We start from the raw sequence: 17147 nt of genomic DNA on the forward strand, positions 1-17147 counted from the left end.
GAAAATCAACATCATTAAAACCTTCGGGTAGCTGTGGTCGACGAGACATCTGTTCTAGATAATGCATGGTAATGATGCCTAAGCATAGTTGGCGGCAGCTTAAGGATTTAGAAAATGCGATTGGTATTATTTTTATGCGGTAAATGTTGAAAATGCTGGTTCCATTTTTAATTTCGACAACCTGGGAAGCTCAGACCCTCTGGATAAAAGTCATCGAAAAAAACTGCTCAAGCATTCAACCCTGGCTCCTGAACCTTCAATTATGAGCCGGGGTAATCAAGGTTCAGAAATATGCGTTGGAACGGAGTGCTTCCAGGATACATTACGAAGCGAGGGTTCAATTCCCGTAGAGAGAAGCTTTTGGAGAGAGAACCGTTGAGTATTGCTGTGGAGTCTACCTCTACACGACTACCAATGGCCTTTGGCTGCCTTGAAGTGTTGGGACTCATGCTCACGAATCAATGACAGAGTCTTGCTTTCACTTTCCTGATGAAGGGTACAGTGAGACAAAAATGGTATTGAAATAATTAACTTCGGAAACCTGATTGCCCAGACGGGCAATCCCCAGAGAGAACATATCATCCAACCCTGCCCACTGATGGTTTGTACCAGTATTCATCAGACACTCCAGGGCACTGACTGGCCAGCGATAAACCCTGGAGTCTGTATCCAGAACCAGAACACTTTCATCACTGTCATCCCATTCAATGATATTGAGATAGTGCCAATTAAGTGGTCCCATTATTAACAATGGAATAACTGCATGCCCCATTGACAAATGGGACTTGATTTCATCTCTAACCGGTGGAAATGTCGTTGAGGAATAAAACTCAAAATAGAAATCGGGCCAATTCGACAATGCGACGTACTCATTCATATAGTCCGCCAGCCAGACAGGCAGTGCCCCTATATCCAGTGACAGTCTTGTCGTAATTAAATGCAGAAAAGTGTTGATATAAAACAGCCGCATTGGGTAATTAAGCGTTTTCAGAAAGTGATTGTCGATGTCCAATCGCTCATCAAAACGGTGATCGATATATTCCCCAAGGGTCTTGGGTACACTTCTGGCAAAGTGTATATATTCCAATTCCGAAGCAAAAATACGCTCCCCTGAGACAAGTATCATGGCCCGGGCAATCGAATTTGGACCACAGGACCATAATTTTATGTCGGGGTACTTCTGCTGGCTGGGAATAACCTGAAGCGCTCTGTCAATATTTTCTACCGAAAATGAATACACAGAACCGTTGACATCACTGTCAAGCCGGCTCCGGGTTTTCTCAACACACGTTTTTCTGGCCAGTGGTTCAGCAACGACAACCAGTGAAAAAGACAGGAGAATAACCAGAACAACCGTATGCACTACACCGGAAATACTCACCGTTCCTCTTTATAATTGTGATAAGAGAGCCCAGTATAGTGTTTGGTCAACGCTTGCAGTGAATAAATCCTATCGAAATTGGTGCAGTTTGCGCCACCTGTACGATCTATAGGTAAATCATTTTTTTCGTCATTCCGCCATCAACCACAATATTGGCACCATTGATAAAGTCATTCTCTTCATGAGTCAGAAACAGGCAGGTATTGACAATATCCCGTGGCTTACCCACACGCCCTGACGGATGCTGCCGATGATCCTGCTCAGTCAGGTCATCGTAATTTTCCGTTTGAATCCAGCCCGGACTGATTGCATTCACCGTAATTGGTGTTTCTGCCAGTGAAATGGCCAGTGTATTGGTCAGTGATACCAGCCCACCTTTAGAAGCACCATAGGCTTCCCAGCCTGGTTCATTCTGGTACCAGCGGGTAGATGCTATATTGATGATACGACCATAGCCCTCATCACTATGGCGTTTAATAAACGCTCTCGCACAGTTAAAGCTGCCATTCAGGTTGACATCAATAACGCTGGAAAACTCCAAGGCACTGAGTTCAAAAACCGGTTTATGAAACTGGCTGATGGCACCATTATTCACCAGAATATGTGCAGTACCATATTGGTGAACCATGTCATCAAAGGCTCCCTCAATCATTTCCGGTTTTCCAAGATCAACACAATAGAAATCCATACCAGGGATTGATGGATTATGCAGATCGAAGCCAACCACTGCAGCCCCCTGCTCCAGATAAGCCCTGGCAATGGCATTACCAATGCCCCGGCTGACGCCGGTGACAATGACCACTTTATTTGAATACATACAGTCACTACATCCCTAAAAAACTGGCCTGAAGTCATTTTTCGATGATAGCATCCAGCCTCCTTGATCGCGCTCACTAAATACCAATGCCCTTATCAATGACCAAACGATCGCTTTTTTTCTCTCTGGTAGCATTTCCCCTTTTCTTTTTATCTCCATACGCGCTTGCTCATCCGGTATCTGAACTCATCAGCGACCTGGAAAATCGCTACGAGGGCCAAATCGGTGTTGCCGTACTGGACACTTCAGACCAGTCTCTATGGCATTATCAAGGCAACACCCGCTTTCCATTAATGAGCACGTTCAAAACGCTGGCCTGTGCCAAATTGCTCGCGGATGTTGATCAACAAAAGCAGAAACTGACCACTGAATCCCTAATTGAAAGGGAGTCACTGGTCACTTATTCACCGGTCACTGAACCCCTAGTGGGCCAGAAAATCACGTTGGAGCAAGCCTGTGAAGCGACAATGTCCACCAGCGACAATACTGCTGCCAATCTTGTACTGGCCGGCATCGGCGGCCCACAGAAACTGACTGATTTTCTCCGTTCTGCAGGGGATAGTATTACCCGCCTTGACCGGATTGAGCCTGAATTAAATGAATCACATCCGGGTGACAACCGGGACACCACAACGCCACTGGCAATAACAAACACCCTTAACCAGCTGATTTTGGGGAATACCCTCTCTGACGTTTCTCGGGCCCAGCTGAAAACATGGATGATGGGCAACCAGGTAGCAGACAACCTGCTTCGCTCTGTGCTTCCAGAGGGCTGGTCAATTGCTGACCGCTCAGGTGCGGGCGGCCATGGTTCGCGAGGGATCACCACCATTGTCTGGAGTAAAAAAAGGCTGCCACTCATCATCAGTATTTATATGACGGGTACAAACGCCAGCTTTGAAGAAAGAAACCAGGTAATTGTAAAAACCGGTCAGGCTGTTTTTCATCATTTTGGGATCCAGTGATTCAATACCTGCATTTTTTCATCCCCCCTTTTTCTATATGCCTCTACACTGCACTGACCATATATTGAATGTGCAGTGTAGAGCGTGAAGTATTCAGATTCATTTTCAGCTGGTAATAAAGAAAAACGACGCTTTATGTTACTCGTCGTCGATTTTTTCTGGATTCGCTGCTCTCTTTTGTTGGACTTTCCATGACGCTTGCCAGACCTTCTGAAGCTGCAGCAGAAAATATGAAATCAAATCAATACCTGAAAGGACACTGCCACGAAGATTATATGAAAATTGCCATTTCCGTTGCCAGGCAAGTGCCTGAATATCCATTTGGCTCTGTTATTGTGGATCAAGGTTCCGGGGAAGTTATCGCGACCGGCTTTAACCGGGTTGCTGAAAACCCGATCTTTCATGGTGAGATTGATGCGATCAATCAGTGCGCACATGTTTATCATTCCAGAGACTGGTCGAACCTTTCGCTTTACACCACTGCAGAGCCCTGCCCTATGTGCCAGAGTGCTATTGAATGGTGTGGTATTCAAAACGTTTATTACGGAACATCAATCCCCTATTTGAAACAGCTGGGATGGAAGCAAATTGATATACGTGCGGAGGAAGTGGCCAGAAGAACACCATTCAGAAAAACGAAGGTCGTTGGTGGAATACTGGAAGCCGAGTGTAACGACTTATTTGAAACCATCAAAAAAGCGAGCTGGGAGTGAATATCAGTCACCCCTAACAATCATTCCAATGCTGAATCATAGACATACAGCACATGAGCGGGATTCTTATACCCCCAAGATCATTTTTTACATATTTCATTGACCCAGATATATCATCAAACCGCTTTCCAGATTTAAAGCATAAAACACTTGCCTTAATGCATACAAGTACTCAAAATAACCTTTAACAAAGGATAGATTAAACAAGCTCGCAATTATCCTGTTGACAAGCGCTGTATGCTAAATAGTATGGAGCGCCAGTTTCAGTAACCTTAATGTGTATACAACAGCTATACCCATTGCCAGAAAGAGAGCTCTCAGAAACAGACCATGGCTAAAATCAGTAGTGAAGAGCGTGCCCGCCGTAAACAAATGTACGACGCAGTTATTCTGAATATATTTATGACAGAAAGCTGGGAGGCCATCACTTATGACCGCCTGGCCAGAGAGCTGACCATCAGCAAATCAACCCTGCAGCGTTACTACCCAAGCAGAATGCACTTTGTTACCGCCCTCCAGGGCAAGGTGATGCCGATCGTTGCGAGGAATCTCGATTTCACCAGCAGTCAGTCATTTATCTCATCCTGGGAAACGGCATTAAACAGTGACCCTCATTTTCGCAATGTCGTCAGAATGTTTATTGATAACCTGATGTCCCGTGCCCCCCACCCTACCACCCAGGGAGCGATGATGCGTCTGCTTGAGCAGCTGAAGGCGGTTACTTCGGAAAATGACGCGCTGAAGACATTGAAAATTGCCCTGGGCACCTCAGTTTTGTCATTCAATAACTTCTTGTAAGTAAAATCCACAATACCGATTTAGAACAAACGCCTTTAAATTGCGTATTAATATGCATACCAACAAAAATGACTGGAGTTGAAATAGCCATGAAAGGTCTTCTTACCGTTTTCAGCCTGATTGCCATGTTCATTACTACGCTCTTCATTCAACCAGTACAGGCTTCTGGTTGGGAACTACTGGGTGAAAAGCAGGTCAGTCGTCGTACAGAAACGGATACCATTTTCGTGGGGGCTCGAGAAGGGTTGTTCCGAAAAATTCAGTTCAAGGTTCGTGGTGCAGATGTGGACTTCAAGCGAGCCATCATCCATTACCGAAATGGTCAGACCCGTGAAATTGCCATGAAGGGCCTGGTTCGCAAGAACAGCAGCACCCGTCAGATCGACCTGCCAGGTAAAGCTCGTACCATCGAAAAAGTCTCCTTCTGGTATCAGACCAAAGGCAAAGGGCGTGCCCAGGCAACCGTTCTGCTGTGGGGTAAAGAAGCCTGACTACAGGAAAAGGAATCATAGATATGAAAAAGCTGCTCTCACCACTGTTGGTATTACTGTCTCTTGGCCTGGTTTCTCAGCCTCTGGCGGCTGATTTAAGAGTGGATGATCGTGTGGATCGTCGTGATGACCGGAGGGACTATCGTCAGGATGACCGCTGGGATGAGCAACGCCGGGTCAGAGTTCAACCGATTGTAGTCCCCCGCAGAAGGGTTATTAATAACATTGTGGTGATTCGCCCACATGGACACCCTTATGCGGGTTATGGCCACTACCATGATGATCATGATGCAATGAAATGGCTTGCATTCACGGCCATTACGCTGAAAATTCTGGATAACATCAATGAAGCAGCCCAGCGTGAGCACGAAGCGGCACAAGTTAAAGCGACTACGGCTCCGGTAGGTGAGAAGATTATCTGGAGCGATGGTGACGCCAATGGTTATGTTGTTGCCACCAAAGAAGGCAAAAGCTCAACCTCCGGGCTAGTTTGTCGAGAGTTTCAACAGTCGGTTACGATTGGAGGAAAAACCGAGGAAGCCTGGGGGCAGGCCTGTCTTCAAGCCGATGGCTCATGGCAGATTGTTCAGCCAGCATAGCGGTTCGGCCTCACTGAGAATGAGCCATTAAACGATTTCGAGGGCTGAAGATTGAACCACAAAGGTCACAAAGAACCCTGAGGAAAAGAAAAGCTCTTCTTTGTGATCTCTGTGGTTCAAAAAGCATCCCGTCAGTCAGTTTTCCGAACGACTTTGAAATTATCCCACGCCTGCGAGGTTGGCATTACTTCAAGACTGTTGATATTGATATGCGCTGGCTGCTGGGCAATCCAGAGAATAATATCGGCAATGTCTTCCGGGCGCAGCGGATTAACCCCTTTATAAATACTGTCACTCTTCTCCTGATCCCCCTTGAAACGCACCAGTGAAAACTCGGTTTCGCACATGCCAGGTTCAAGACTGGTCACACGGACGCCACTGCCCGCCAGGTCACAGCGGAGGTTGCGGGAGAACTGGGCAACAAATGCCTTACTCGCTCCATAGACATGACTCCCCGGATAAGCCCAGTTGGCAGCGACTGAAGCCAGGTTGATGATGGACGCTTTAGGTTGGTCACGAAGAATGGGCAGTAATTTATGAGTCACATTCACCAGTCCGGTCACATTAGTATCAATCATGGTCTGCCAGTCTTCCAGGCTGGCTTCCCACGCAGGGCCTGCTCCCAGCGCAAGACCGGCATTATTCACCAGAACCCCAATATTTCGAAAACTGTCGGGCAGTGAATCCACCATATCCGATACCGCCTGGGTATCGCGAACGTCCAGAGTCACACTGAGAACCGGTACTTTAGACGTCAACTCATCCGCCAGCGCCTGCAGGCGTTCTGAACGGCGACCGGTGATGATCAGAGAATGACCATGCTCAGCAAACAACCTGGCACTGGCCAGACCAAAACCGGAGGTTGCCCCTGTGATCAAAACGGTGGATGAACTCATTCTGCGTAACTCCATTTCATTTCTTATGTCGCAGTTTACATCAAAACACCACATAAACTGCCTTGATCAGTGAAAGCGATGCCAGAAGCATCATAAAGGAAAATGCGATTTGTTGAACCCTGCAGGTCCCGTAGAAGTGAAAAAAGGCTTTGTCTACCAGGCCCCTGACCGGATTGAGAAGTGGTATCGATCATGGCTGGAAACACTGGTAGCCTATGGAATGATTGCTGAAACAAGCACCGGGTTAATGGTATTGAACGCGGCCAAATATATAGTAACGACCACGGTAATTGCAGGCATTATTCTTATTGGATTGATTCCCTATGGCTTTAATTTTCTGATGCGTCATCTGGAGAAGAAACTGGTGCCCTGGAAAGGGTATTAGTCATACCCTCTATTCTCAAGCAATGTACTAAACCTTACTTGAGAATGGAGGGGGCGGATTGCTATGTCTCACCCTCCCCATGATGCAGTATTAGCAACCAACTTTACTTGCTCAGAGTAAGTCAATGGACTGTTGTTAACAGCATGATTATAGGCATGAAATAAATCCCAGCGACCCGAATCCCTGACCACTTGTAAAAACGTTTTCCCCTCTGAATTGGTTGACTGGGTCAGAGCCAGCTTCTGATCAAAGGGCAGGTCACTTCGAGTCACAGCTCCAGTGATTAGTTCACACAGCTGTGGTTCATACCCGGTTTTTTGTTTCAATAATGAAAATAGAACAGACTCCCCGTCAGGATTCTGCAGTAGCTCTTTTCTATGCTCAGGTGACAATGCGCGGCTACTGGTGATGGCATTCATTAAAGCATATGCTGTGTTAAAATTATTATTTGCAATCGCCACATCCAGGCAACTACGATCAGCCCGCTGGTGAGCCGCTATATATGCAGGCAACAGTGAGACAAGTCCTGACCCTGTTTTTGGAGGCATTGTAAAGCCAGTATTGACCATGGATCGAGTCACCCACTTTCCAGAGAGCAGCATCTTCAGCTCCCAACTGTCTGAAATACTGTCAGACATCAACTGAATCATCTCACACGCGGCCTGATGGTTATTCCTGCAACAGGCGTTATATAGCCCTGTTGCATGCAATTTATCTTCAGCCTGCAACATTGAAAACCAGTCTTGCTGTGACAGCTGACCGCGCATAGATTGAAACCGTTGCCTGGAAATTGCCGAATGGCCAAAGTGACCATGTTTCATCGCGGCCTGAACCATCTCTGGCTCCAGTTTTCCAAATGAGCATACTGCGCACTGGTTTAGATTCGGCTGGCGCTTCAGGGCTGTAATCACCCCAGCCTTTTCTGAACCTACTGAAAGCAAAGGGCTATCAGAATGCACTGCTCTTGAGAGGAAATTTTTGATTGTCAATGAACGTGCCTGTTCGGAGCCCGACAGTAATAGCGTTTCATGCCTTGAAGAATCGACAGGATCATAAAAGATGATTTTTAGACAGTCTGGCCTTTTCTTGATTCTGAGAGCCATCACATCGCTGCCAATATTGAACAGAAAACTTTTATTCTCACCACTGTCTAAATCCCAGTACTTACTGGCAATGCGTTCCAGCGCTTCTGACATATTACCCTGAGCAAAATAGTAAGCTTCTGCGGATACCCCTGATTTTAATGCATCGTGATCTGGAAGATTAGGAGAAAATGCTTGCAGACTTTGTGCAGTTTGAACATTGGAAAAAGTCGACTTGCCACGGCCAAATACACCTTCGGCATGCCCCTGGGCCAGATCGCAACCTTTCACGACGCGACCACTCTCAGGGTTAGTCACTTTGCCACTCAAGTCTTCTGTTGGCTGGTTACGAGAGTAATAGACTGGTATCAGACTTACCCTGTCAGAACCAATGGCCAACTGGCAGGTTAACTCCCGACCACTAGCAACCAGTTTTTTCAACTTGCCACCAATATACTCAGGCAACTGATCAGCTGCTTTAACAAAATCAATATTGAAGGCAGTTAAAGGCTTACGAAGTGCCTGACTACACCAGGCATCTTGTTTCTCATTCAGAATTTTCAGGGTTTTACTGTCATTTACATCAATGGTATATCCTTGAAAAACCGCTGCCTTGATGGCATTTCCCGCCGTCTTTAAGGCGCGCATTAAGAACCAGGAATCATCGTGATAGTTCCACGAATGAGAAAGGGTTGATAGAAAGTCAACCTTTATTGCATCCATTATTAGCAACCTTTGTTTTATTAGCTAAAGAATGATTCTCTAAGCAGCGCTATAAACAAGAAAACAAACTATCTTCATGATAATTTTTCAATAAAAACCATATTCATTAGATATCCTGCAAGAGGGTATAGTTCCCAAGCTATAATTAATAATCTGGAACTATGACCAGGTTATTAATATGGAATATTTTTAAGAATTAAGCAGTGAAATCAAAAAAACTCTAAATCAACATATTTACCCTAATTTCTTTCTTGGTTACCACTAGGCTTCAGCCATTATAGATGCGAACACATCAAATCCTTTGTCGGCATATCCTTTACAGAGGTTTTGTAACAATGATTCTCTAATGGAGCTCCAGAACATAGCATTCCTGTAATACCTGTATCTACAAAGGGTTTTCTTTACGGAGTTGAAGAAGAGTGGTAATCAGGAATTCTTTTGATAAAATCAAGCCAACGTCAACAAGTAACTTTGTTGAAAAAGCAATCTACGATTATGGGGAAATTCCCTCCTTTCAAGAAAATCGATCTCACTGTAAACAAAAGCTCATCAGGAAACCATCCTCCTCCCTAACAGGGTTACCAGGTAGTGCTATACCGCCTTCTTCGATAAGGTTCAGGCTTATCCAGTACTTCCGTAATCCTTGGGTGCCTGGAGTGATCATAGTACCTTGCGAGAATGGTCAAGTTTCTTCTGGAAAGATCACCAAAAATCTTCACATCACACTGTGCAAGTTTATCTCTGCCCTTACGTGAGCAAGTTAAATCTGATAAGCGATTCCAGTTGTCAACCGGCTCAACATCTATAATTGCACCATCCTGCCAGTCGTAGAAGTCAAAGTCATGGATTTTGAGATGCCTGGCTTTGGACGGGGCAGACAAAATAATAGTCTTATGCCTCAGAGTATCATTCGGTTCGTAAAAAATCGCTTTCATGCAGCCTCCTTTTTTCTTCAACCGAAGTGCCATTGAATGATTAGAGGTGCCTATAAGATAGTTCTTCTCAGTGCCATCAGGAATATTCCAGTGCTTGGCAGCCAATGCTTCAAACGCTTCCGGAAATTTATCAGTCGAGAAATAATAACCTTCCCTGTGTGGGTACTGACCAGCCGGCACATCGTCTATCGTTACATGTACTGCTCGAATTTTATCTTCAGTGTTGATTTTCGCAAATGATTCCTTACCTCGGCCAAAGAGTCCTTTTGCATAAGCAAATGACAAATGACGGCAGACTATTTTTTCTGAACCCGGCAAATGACGAAAGATCCTTGAGCGTCTAGCTTTGCCGTTTAAATGTTCAGACCTTTCATTTTGAGAGAAATACATGGGTATAGCCTCTACACCATCCTCTTTGAAGGCAAGTCTCACCTTCAATTCACGACCAGCCTTACATAATTTTCTAACCTTATTCGATAAGTAGGTAACTTGATCATAACAGGCTTCAGGAATATTGATGTCATAAGAACTCAAAGGTTTACGTAAAAACTGTGCGAACTTTGCATCAGGATACTTTCGCATTAAAGGAATGGTTACATTATCCTGTAAACTGACAGAGTAGCCGCCAAAAAATGCTTTAACGCCATTAATTATCGTTTTAACGGCTCTTACAACCAAACAGGATTCAGCATGATGATGCCAAGAGTGAGACACAGCATGAGAAACATCTAATTTTATGGCATCCATTTCTTCTCACGCAGCTAGATCGCTTTTTGTTTAGCAATTTTCAGTGAATACCTGATTTGAGTAAAAGCGCGCGCATAAGTTTCATCATTAAGTTAAATTTTATTGGAGAAAATAGCACACTTATAAAAAAAGCCGGACTCAAAGAGATCCGGCCTTTTTTAAACTTTAAAACCAGAGTTTAGCCACCGAAATCATCCAGCAGGATGTTTTCAGGCTCAACGCCCTGATCTTCAAGCATCTTGATCACGGCTGCGTTCATCATGGGTGGTCCACACATGTAGAACTCGCAATCTTCCGGAGCCGGGTGATCTTTCAGGTAATTATCGAAAAGAACCTGATGGATAAAGCCGGTATACCCCGTCCAGTTATCTTCTGGCAGCGGATCAGACAGAGCCAGATGCCAGGTGAAGTTTTCATTTTCTTCAGCCAGCTTGTCGAACTCATCCACGTAGAAAGCTTCACGGAGAGAACGTGCACCGTACCAGAAAGAGATCTTGCGCTTGGAAGACAGACGCTTCAGCTGGTCAAAGATGTGCGAACGCATTGGTGCCATACCAGCACCACCGCCCACGAAGACCATCTCGTTATCGGTCTCTTTGGCAAAGAACTCACCAAATGGTCCGTAAACGGTCATCTTGTCGCCTGGCTTCAGGTTGAAGACGAAAGAAGACATCTTACCAGGCGCAAAGTCAGTACCCGGAGGTGGTGAAGCAATACGGATATTGAACTTCAACAGCCCCTTCTCTTCTGGGTAGTTGGCCATGGAGTAAGCACGAATAGTCTCTTCGTCCACCTTGGAAACGTACTGCCACTGGTTAAACTTGTCCCAGTCACCACGATACTCTTCACCAATATCGAAGTTTTTGTATTCAACCGTATGAGGAGGGCATTCCAGCTGAACATATCCACCGGCACGGAAGTTAACGTTTTCACCTTCAGGCAGTTTTAACACCAGCTCCTTAATGAAGGTAGCAACGTTCTCATTAGAGACAACTTCGCACTCCCACTTCTTGACGCCGAAGAGCTCTTCTTCAACTTCAATTTCCATGTCCTGCTTAACAGCGACCTGGCAGGAAAGACGCCAGCCTTCTTTTTCTTCACGCTTGGTGAAATGGGAACGCTCGGTTGGCAGCATTTCACCACCACCGGAGAGCACCTTACACTTACACTGTGCACAGGTACCACCACCACCACAGGCGGATGGCAGGAAAACGCCTGCACCGGACAGCGTATTCAGCAGTTTGCCACCAGCAGCGGTAGTCACGCCTTTTTCCGGATCTTCGTTGATCCCGATGGTCACATCACCAGTGCTTACCAGTCTCGAACGGGCGGCGAGGATAACCAACACCAGCGCCAGCACGATAATGGTAAACATGGCAACGCCATAGATAATATTTGAATCCATATCGTCCCAATCCCCTTACAGCTGTACGCCAGAGAACGACAGGAAGCCCAGAGACATCAAACCTACGGTAATGAAGGTAATGCCCAGACCTCGCAGTCCTGCAGGTACATCGCTGTACTTGAGCTTTTCACGAATGCCCGCCAGTGCCGCAATAGCCAGCGCCCAACCCATGCCTGCACCAAAGCCGTACACTACAGACTCGCCCAGGTTGTAGTCACGCTGCACCATGAACAGTGACGCACCCATGATGGCACAGTTCACCGTGATCAGTGGCAGGAAGACACCCAGTGCGTTGTAGAGTGACGGTACAAATTTATCCAGAAACATTTCCAGAATCTGTACCAGTGCCGCGATAACACCAATGTAGGTGATCAGACCGAGGAAGCTCAGGTCAACTCCCGGCACCAGAGCGTCAGGCTTCAGTACGTTCTGGTAGATGATGTTATTAATCGGCACGGTGATGGTCAGCACAGCAACCACCGCCACACCCAGGCCCATAGCAGTTTTCACCTGCTTGGACACGGCCAGGAAGGTACACATCCCCAGGAAGAAAGCCAGCGCCATGTTTTCCACGAACACTGCTTTCACAAAAAGCGAAATAAAATGTTCCATGACTTAGTGCGCCTCACTGAATTTGGTGTTAGGTGCAATCTTGAATTCCACCTCTTCAACCTGGTCAACCTTCCAGCTGCGAATCGCCCAGATCAGCAGACCGATCAGGAAGAAGGCTGAAGGAGCCAGCAGCATCAGTCCGTTAGGAATATACCAGCCGCCGTTGTTCACGGTTTGCAGGATTTCCACACCAAACAGGTTGCCGGCACCAAACAGCTCACGGAAGAAAGCAACAACCAGTAGAACTGCACCATAGCCCAGACCATTACCGAAACCATCCAGTGCAGACAGTGCAGGACCATTCTTCATGGCGAACGCTTCTGCACGTCCCATAACGATACAGTTGGTGATGATCAGGCCAACGAATACTGACAACTGCTTGGAGATATCAAAGGCGTAAGCTTTCAAAATCTGATCTACCACGATTACCAGCGAGGCAATAACGGTCATCTGACAGATGATTCGAATGCTGTTGGGGATGTGGTTACGGATCAGAGAAACGGCAAAGTTGGAAGCCGTAGTAACCCCGATAACCGCCAGCGCCATTACCAGGCTCACCTGCATACTGGTGGTTACTGCCAGCGCGGAGCAAATACCGAGAATCTGCAGGGTAATGGGGTTATTTTTAACCACCGGCTCCAGCAGGATGTCTTTGGTCTTTACAGACATTATGCATTCCCCGCTTTCAGGTTATTGAGGAACAGCTTGAAACCGGTGTCGGATAACCAGAACTTAATCAGGTTGCTGACACCGTTGGCTGTCAGTGTAGCACCAGCCAGACCGTCGATCTGGTTCATGGCACCCGGGTTGGTTGGATCAACACCACCTTTGATCACGTGCAGAGCTACCTGACCGTCGACACCATAAATTTCCTTACCGGACCATTTGGATTTCCAGACCGGATTGCTCACTTCACCACCCAGCCCCGGTGTTTCTGCCTGCTCGAAGAAACCGAAACCTTTAACAGTGTTCAGGTTATTTTCCAGAGCCAGAAAGCCGTACATGGTAGACCACAGACCGTAGCCGTGTACTGGCAGGATCAGAGTCTGCATCTTGCCATCCTGCTCGACCAGATAGACTTTAGCGACATCAGCCTGACGTTTGATACCGGCTATATCCTTACTGCCTGGCAGGGCTTCAGAAGCGTTAGGGTCTTTAGCAGCAACACGCTGATCGTATTGATCAACGGTCAACCCGTTGGCCTCGTCCACGAACTTGCCCGTTTTCAGATCCACCAGACGTGGCTGAATACGCTTGTACAGCTCAGTAACTTCAGCAACACTCAGCGCTTTTGCATCCTGAGTCAGACCGGAAATCGCCAGAATATTACGCTGAACATCCAGTTTGATATTCTGATCCTGAACCGGCTTCAGGAATACTGCTGCCGCAGATACCAGCACTGAACAGATCAGTGACAGTACTACCGTAACCAGCAGTGTCTTTTTAATAGAATCGTTACCCATCAGGCCCGAGCCTCCCGACGCTTGATATTGGCCTCTACCACAAAGTGGTCAATCAGCGGCGCAAACAGGTTGGCAAACAGAATGGCCAGCATCATCCCTTCCGGATACGCAGGGTTTACCACTCGAATCAGGACAACCATGACACCAATCAGTGCACCGTAGAACCAGCGACCGGTGTTGGTCATGGAAGCGGATACCGGATCCGTGGTCATGAAGATCAGACCAAAGGCGAATCCACCCAGAACCATATGCCAGTACCATGGCACCTGGAACATGTAATTGGTGTCAGAGCCAATCATGTTGAACAGGGTAGACAGAGCGATCATACCAATCATGGTGCCCGCTACAATTCTCCAGGAAGCAATTCCGGAGAACAACAGAACAGCACCACCGATGAAGATAGCCAGTGTGGAAGTCTCACCAACGGAACCCTGCATCACACCAATAAACGCCTGCATCCAGCTGATGGACTGTTGCAGCGCTTCCATACCGCCCTGCTGAGCAACACTCAGCATGGTTGCACCGGAGAAGCCATCAACTGCAGTCCACACCAGGTCACCGGAAATCTGTGCCGGGTATGCGAAGAACAGGAACGCACGACCGGTCAGGGCAGGGTTCAGGAAGTTCTTGCCAGTACCACCAAATACTTCCTTACCGATAACAACACCGAAGGAGATACCCAGGGCCACCTGCCACAGTGGGATGGATGGTGGAACGATCAGGGCAAACAGGACAGAAGTAACGAAGAAACCTTCATTCACTTCGTGCTTACGGATGATCGCAAACAGTACTTCCCAGAAACCACCGACAAAGAATGTCACGGCATAAATCGGCAGGAAGTAAACGGCACCATAGATCAGGTTATCCCAGATACTGGCAGGATCGTTACCCGCCAGCATGGCAATCAGCATACCGTGCCAGTCAGTCGGGATAGTACCCAGACCATTAGCAATGGCAGTGTTTGCCTGATAACCCACGTTCCACATACCGAAGAACATGGCCGGGAAAGTACACAACCAGACCAGACCCATCATACGCTTCAGGTCAACCGCATCACGTACGTGGCTGGTGTTATGAGTTTTGTCCAGCGGTGTATAGAACAGCGTGTCAGCTGCTTCAAACAGCGCATAGAACTTTTCGTATTTACCGCCCTTGACGAAATGGGGCTCCATCGAGTCAAGGAGTCTTCTTAATGGCTTCACTGATTACCCCTCCAGCTCAATACGGGTCAGGTTGTCACGCAGCAGGGGGCCGTACTCATATTTACCCGCACAAACAAACGTACACAGAGCCAGATCTTCTTCTTCCAACTCAAGCGCACCCAGTTTCTGGGCGGTATCGGTATCGCCAACGATGATTGCACGAAGCAGCTGTGTCGCCAGAATGTCCAGAGGCATCATCTGCTCGTAGTTACCGACTGGTACCATTGCACGCTCACCACCGTTAGTGGTTGTGGTGAAATTGAACAGACGGCTCTTGCTGAGGCCAGAGGTCATGACGCGCAGAATGGAGAAGCGATCAACCATTGGGTTAACCCAGCCAAGGAACAAACGCTCATCGCTCTCTTCCAGAACGGAAACCTGATTATGGTAACGTCCAAGGTAAGCAAATGGGCCGTTGGCGGTGCGACCACCAAATACCGAACCAGAAATAATACGATTCGTAGCAGGCTTCAGTTCACCCGCAATGATTTCATCGGTGGAGGCACCCAGACGGGTACGAACCAGTCGTGGCTTTTCAACCTGAGGCCCTGCCAGAGAGACAACACGATCAGTGAAAAGCTTACCGGTGGTAAACAGTTTACCCACGGCAATAACATCCTGGTAACCCACCTGCCAAACCGTTTTGGTAGCAGAAACTGGATCCAGAAAATGGATGTGCGTACTTGGCAGGCCTGCAGGGTGTGGGCCAGCAAACTCTTCACTGTTGGCAATACCTGCAGGAATGTTGGCACCTGGAGCCTTGCACAGGAAGATCTTGCCACCACTGAGTTTGCCCAGGATATTGATACCCTGCTCAAATGCTTCAGTCTGTTCCTTGATCACCACTTCCGGATTGGCAGCCAGTGGGTGAGTATCAATGGCAGTGACAAAAATGGAAGCCGGACGGGATCCCAGTGCTGGCACCTTGCTGAACGGACGGGTGCGCAGGGCAGTCCACAGACCAGACTCATTCAAAAGCGCTTCAACCTGATCAGCGGTCAGACCCGCCAGTTCTTCAGGCTTGTACGCAGTGAAGGTCTCTTCCTCTTCCTGGCCATCAACATCAATCACCACGGATTGCAAAACCCGTTTTTCACCACGATTAATTGCTGAAACTGTACCGCCAGCCAACGCTGTGTACCGGATACCCGGTGTTTTCTTATCGGTAAAGAGCAGTTGCCCTTTTTTAACTCGATCTCCCACAGCAACCGCCATCGTGGGCTTCATACCCACGTAATCAAAGCCGATCACGGCTACAGAGCGTGCCGCTCTGCCTTCCGTGATACTTTGTTCAGGCGATCCTGAGATCGGGAGATCCAGCCCCTGTTTGATTTTGATCATACCTTTCGCCTAATCAATCAAGTTGAGGTCAGGAGTAACCCGTCTCTCCGGTGATCTGGAACTGTCCTAACGAATTAAGGAAGCCAGGTTCATTGCGTATTATCTCTCGAAAAAACACAAAAAAACCAAACTCCCGGTAACCAGAACGCTGGCCGGGGCACTGCACATGATGGTCAGTAGACAACTTGAGAAAGGGGAGCATACATGCCGGGCAAATCAAAACCCTGAGGCCGAAGGCATCAGGGTCAAGCAGCAGGGGCTAAGTAATGCACCCCTTTTTCAAGGTTACTGCTGCGCAGTTACATTCCCGGAAAGCAGTCTGGCAATCCGATCAGACACAGAAAAAGCTCCGCTAAAAATCAGCAGAATTCTGATGGGCATCCAGATAGACACGCGTCGTAATTTGAGAACACTAAGTTCCTTATATTTAGCCGAAGCATGATCGGAAATTCCGTACCTGAGCCTAAATCCGCAACATCACCGATGAAAATGGTGGCGCAATTATAAAGAGACTGGCAGTGATATGCCATACTGGCGAGCAGGATATTTTTACCAATATCTATTAGAAATAACCAAAAAATACCTTAATCGC

17 protein-coding genes are annotated in these 17147 nt (G+C 47.2%); 6 read left to right on the plus strand and 11 right to left on the minus strand.

Features of this window, described 5'->3' with window-relative positions:
* Window positions 1-478: 478 nt before the first annotated feature.
* Window positions 479-1381, minus strand: a complete 903-nt coding sequence (locus AK963_RS16085) for a hypothetical protein (RefSeq protein WP_066016465.1) — start codon at window positions 1379-1381, stop codon at window positions 479-481.
* Between the two features lie 106 nt (window positions 1382-1487).
* Window positions 1488-2198 (minus strand): SDR family NAD(P)-dependent oxidoreductase, encoded by a 711-nt coding sequence (locus AK963_RS16090; protein ID WP_066016466.1) that lies wholly within the window; start codon window positions 2196-2198, stop codon window positions 1488-1490.
* Between the two features lie 98 nt (window positions 2199-2296).
* On the opposite strand from AK963_RS16090, the gene bla reads away from it, so the two are divergent.
* The 5 genes from bla (at window position 2297) to AK963_RS16115 (ending at window position 5764) form a co-directional block, all read left to right on the plus strand.
* Complete coding sequence (gene bla / locus AK963_RS16095) at window positions 2297-3163, plus strand: class A beta-lactamase (RefSeq protein WP_066016467.1); 867 nt, start codon at window positions 2297-2299, stop codon at window positions 3161-3163.
* Between the two features lie 191 nt (window positions 3164-3354).
* The gene (locus tag AK963_RS16100; RefSeq protein ID WP_083232700.1) at window positions 3355-3876 is read left to right on the plus strand and encodes a nucleoside deaminase; all 522 of its coding nucleotides are present in this window, start codon (window positions 3355-3357) and stop codon (window positions 3874-3876) included.
* 330 nt (window positions 3877-4206) lie between these two features.
* Window positions 4207-4674, plus strand: a complete 468-nt coding sequence (locus AK963_RS16105; RefSeq protein WP_066016468.1) for a TetR/AcrR family transcriptional regulator — start codon at window positions 4207-4209, stop codon at window positions 4672-4674.
* Between the two features lie 89 nt (window positions 4675-4763).
* Window positions 4764-5165, plus strand: coding sequence for a hypothetical protein (locus AK963_RS16110; protein WP_066016469.1), 402 nt, complete (start codon window positions 4764-4766; stop codon window positions 5163-5165).
* A 23-nt stretch (window positions 5166-5188) separates the two neighbouring features.
* A complete protein-coding gene (locus AK963_RS16115) occupies window positions 5189-5764 on the plus strand; it encodes a hypothetical protein (RefSeq protein WP_066016470.1) in 576 nt (191 codons plus the stop codon).
* 131 nt (window positions 5765-5895) lie between these two features.
* On the opposite strand, the gene AK963_RS16120 is transcribed toward AK963_RS16115, so the two are convergent.
* Window positions 5896-6660 carry an SDR family oxidoreductase gene (locus AK963_RS16120; protein WP_066016471.1) on the minus strand — a complete coding sequence of 255 codons (765 nt, stop codon included), beginning with the start codon at window positions 6658-6660 and terminating at the stop codon, window positions 5896-5898.
* Window positions 6661-6769: 109 nt separating this feature from the next.
* On the opposite strand from AK963_RS16120, the gene AK963_RS16125 reads away from it, so the two are divergent.
* Complete coding sequence (locus AK963_RS16125) at window positions 6770-7045, plus strand: ABC transporter permease (RefSeq protein ID WP_066016472.1); 276 nt, start codon at window positions 6770-6772, stop codon at window positions 7043-7045.
* A gap of 68 nt (window positions 7046-7113) precedes the next feature.
* Here the strand turns inward: AK963_RS16125 and AK963_RS16130 are convergent, their stop codons facing one another.
* The 8 genes from AK963_RS16130 to AK963_RS16165 form a co-directional block, all read right to left on the minus strand.
* The gene (locus AK963_RS16130) at window positions 7114-8850 is read right to left on the minus strand and encodes a hypothetical protein (protein ID WP_066016473.1); all 1737 of its coding nucleotides are present in this window, start codon (window positions 8848-8850) and stop codon (window positions 7114-7116) included.
* Between the two features lie 578 nt (window positions 8851-9428).
* Window positions 9429-10532 (minus strand): ShET2/EspL2 family type III secretion system effector toxin, encoded by a 1104-nt coding sequence (locus AK963_RS16135; protein ID WP_066016474.1) that lies wholly within the window; start codon window positions 10530-10532, stop codon window positions 9429-9431.
* 178 nt (window positions 10533-10710) lie between these two features.
* The gene (gene nqrF, locus AK963_RS16140) at window positions 10711-11937 is read right to left on the minus strand and encodes an NADH:ubiquinone reductase (Na(+)-transporting) subunit F (protein ID WP_066016475.1); all 1227 of its coding nucleotides are present in this window, start codon (window positions 11935-11937) and stop codon (window positions 10711-10713) included.
* Between the two features lie 15 nt (window positions 11938-11952).
* On the minus strand, window positions 11953-12549 hold the full coding sequence (nqrE, locus tag AK963_RS16145; protein WP_020582931.1) for an NADH:ubiquinone reductase (Na(+)-transporting) subunit E: 597 nt from the start codon (window positions 12547-12549) through the stop codon (window positions 11953-11955).
* Between the two features lie 3 nt (window positions 12550-12552).
* Window positions 12553-13218: an NADH:ubiquinone reductase (Na(+)-transporting) subunit D gene (locus AK963_RS16150; protein WP_066016476.1), complete on the minus strand. Its 666-nt coding sequence runs from the start codon at window positions 13216-13218 to the stop codon at window positions 12553-12555.
* Window positions 13218-14012, minus strand: a complete 795-nt coding sequence (locus tag AK963_RS16155) for a Na(+)-translocating NADH-quinone reductase subunit C (RefSeq protein WP_066016477.1) — start codon at window positions 14010-14012, stop codon at window positions 13218-13220. Before AK963_RS16155 ends, AK963_RS16150 begins: the two co-directional genes overlap by 1 nt.
* A complete protein-coding gene (locus AK963_RS16160; RefSeq protein WP_066016478.1) occupies window positions 14012-15184 on the minus strand; it encodes an NADH:ubiquinone reductase (Na(+)-transporting) subunit B in 1173 nt (390 codons plus the stop codon). Before AK963_RS16160 ends, AK963_RS16155 begins: the two co-directional genes overlap by 1 nt.
* Before the next feature lie 33 nt (window positions 15185-15217).
* On the minus strand, window positions 15218-16555 hold the full coding sequence (locus AK963_RS16165; RefSeq protein ID WP_066016479.1) for a Na(+)-translocating NADH-quinone reductase subunit A: 1338 nt from the start codon (window positions 16553-16555) through the stop codon (window positions 15218-15220).
* Between the last annotated feature and the right edge of the window lie 592 nt (window positions 16556-17147).

The organism is Endozoicomonas atrinae (assembly GCF_001647025.1).
Taxonomy (GTDB): Bacteria; Pseudomonadota; Gammaproteobacteria; order Pseudomonadales; family Endozoicomonadaceae; genus Endozoicomonas; species Endozoicomonas atrinae.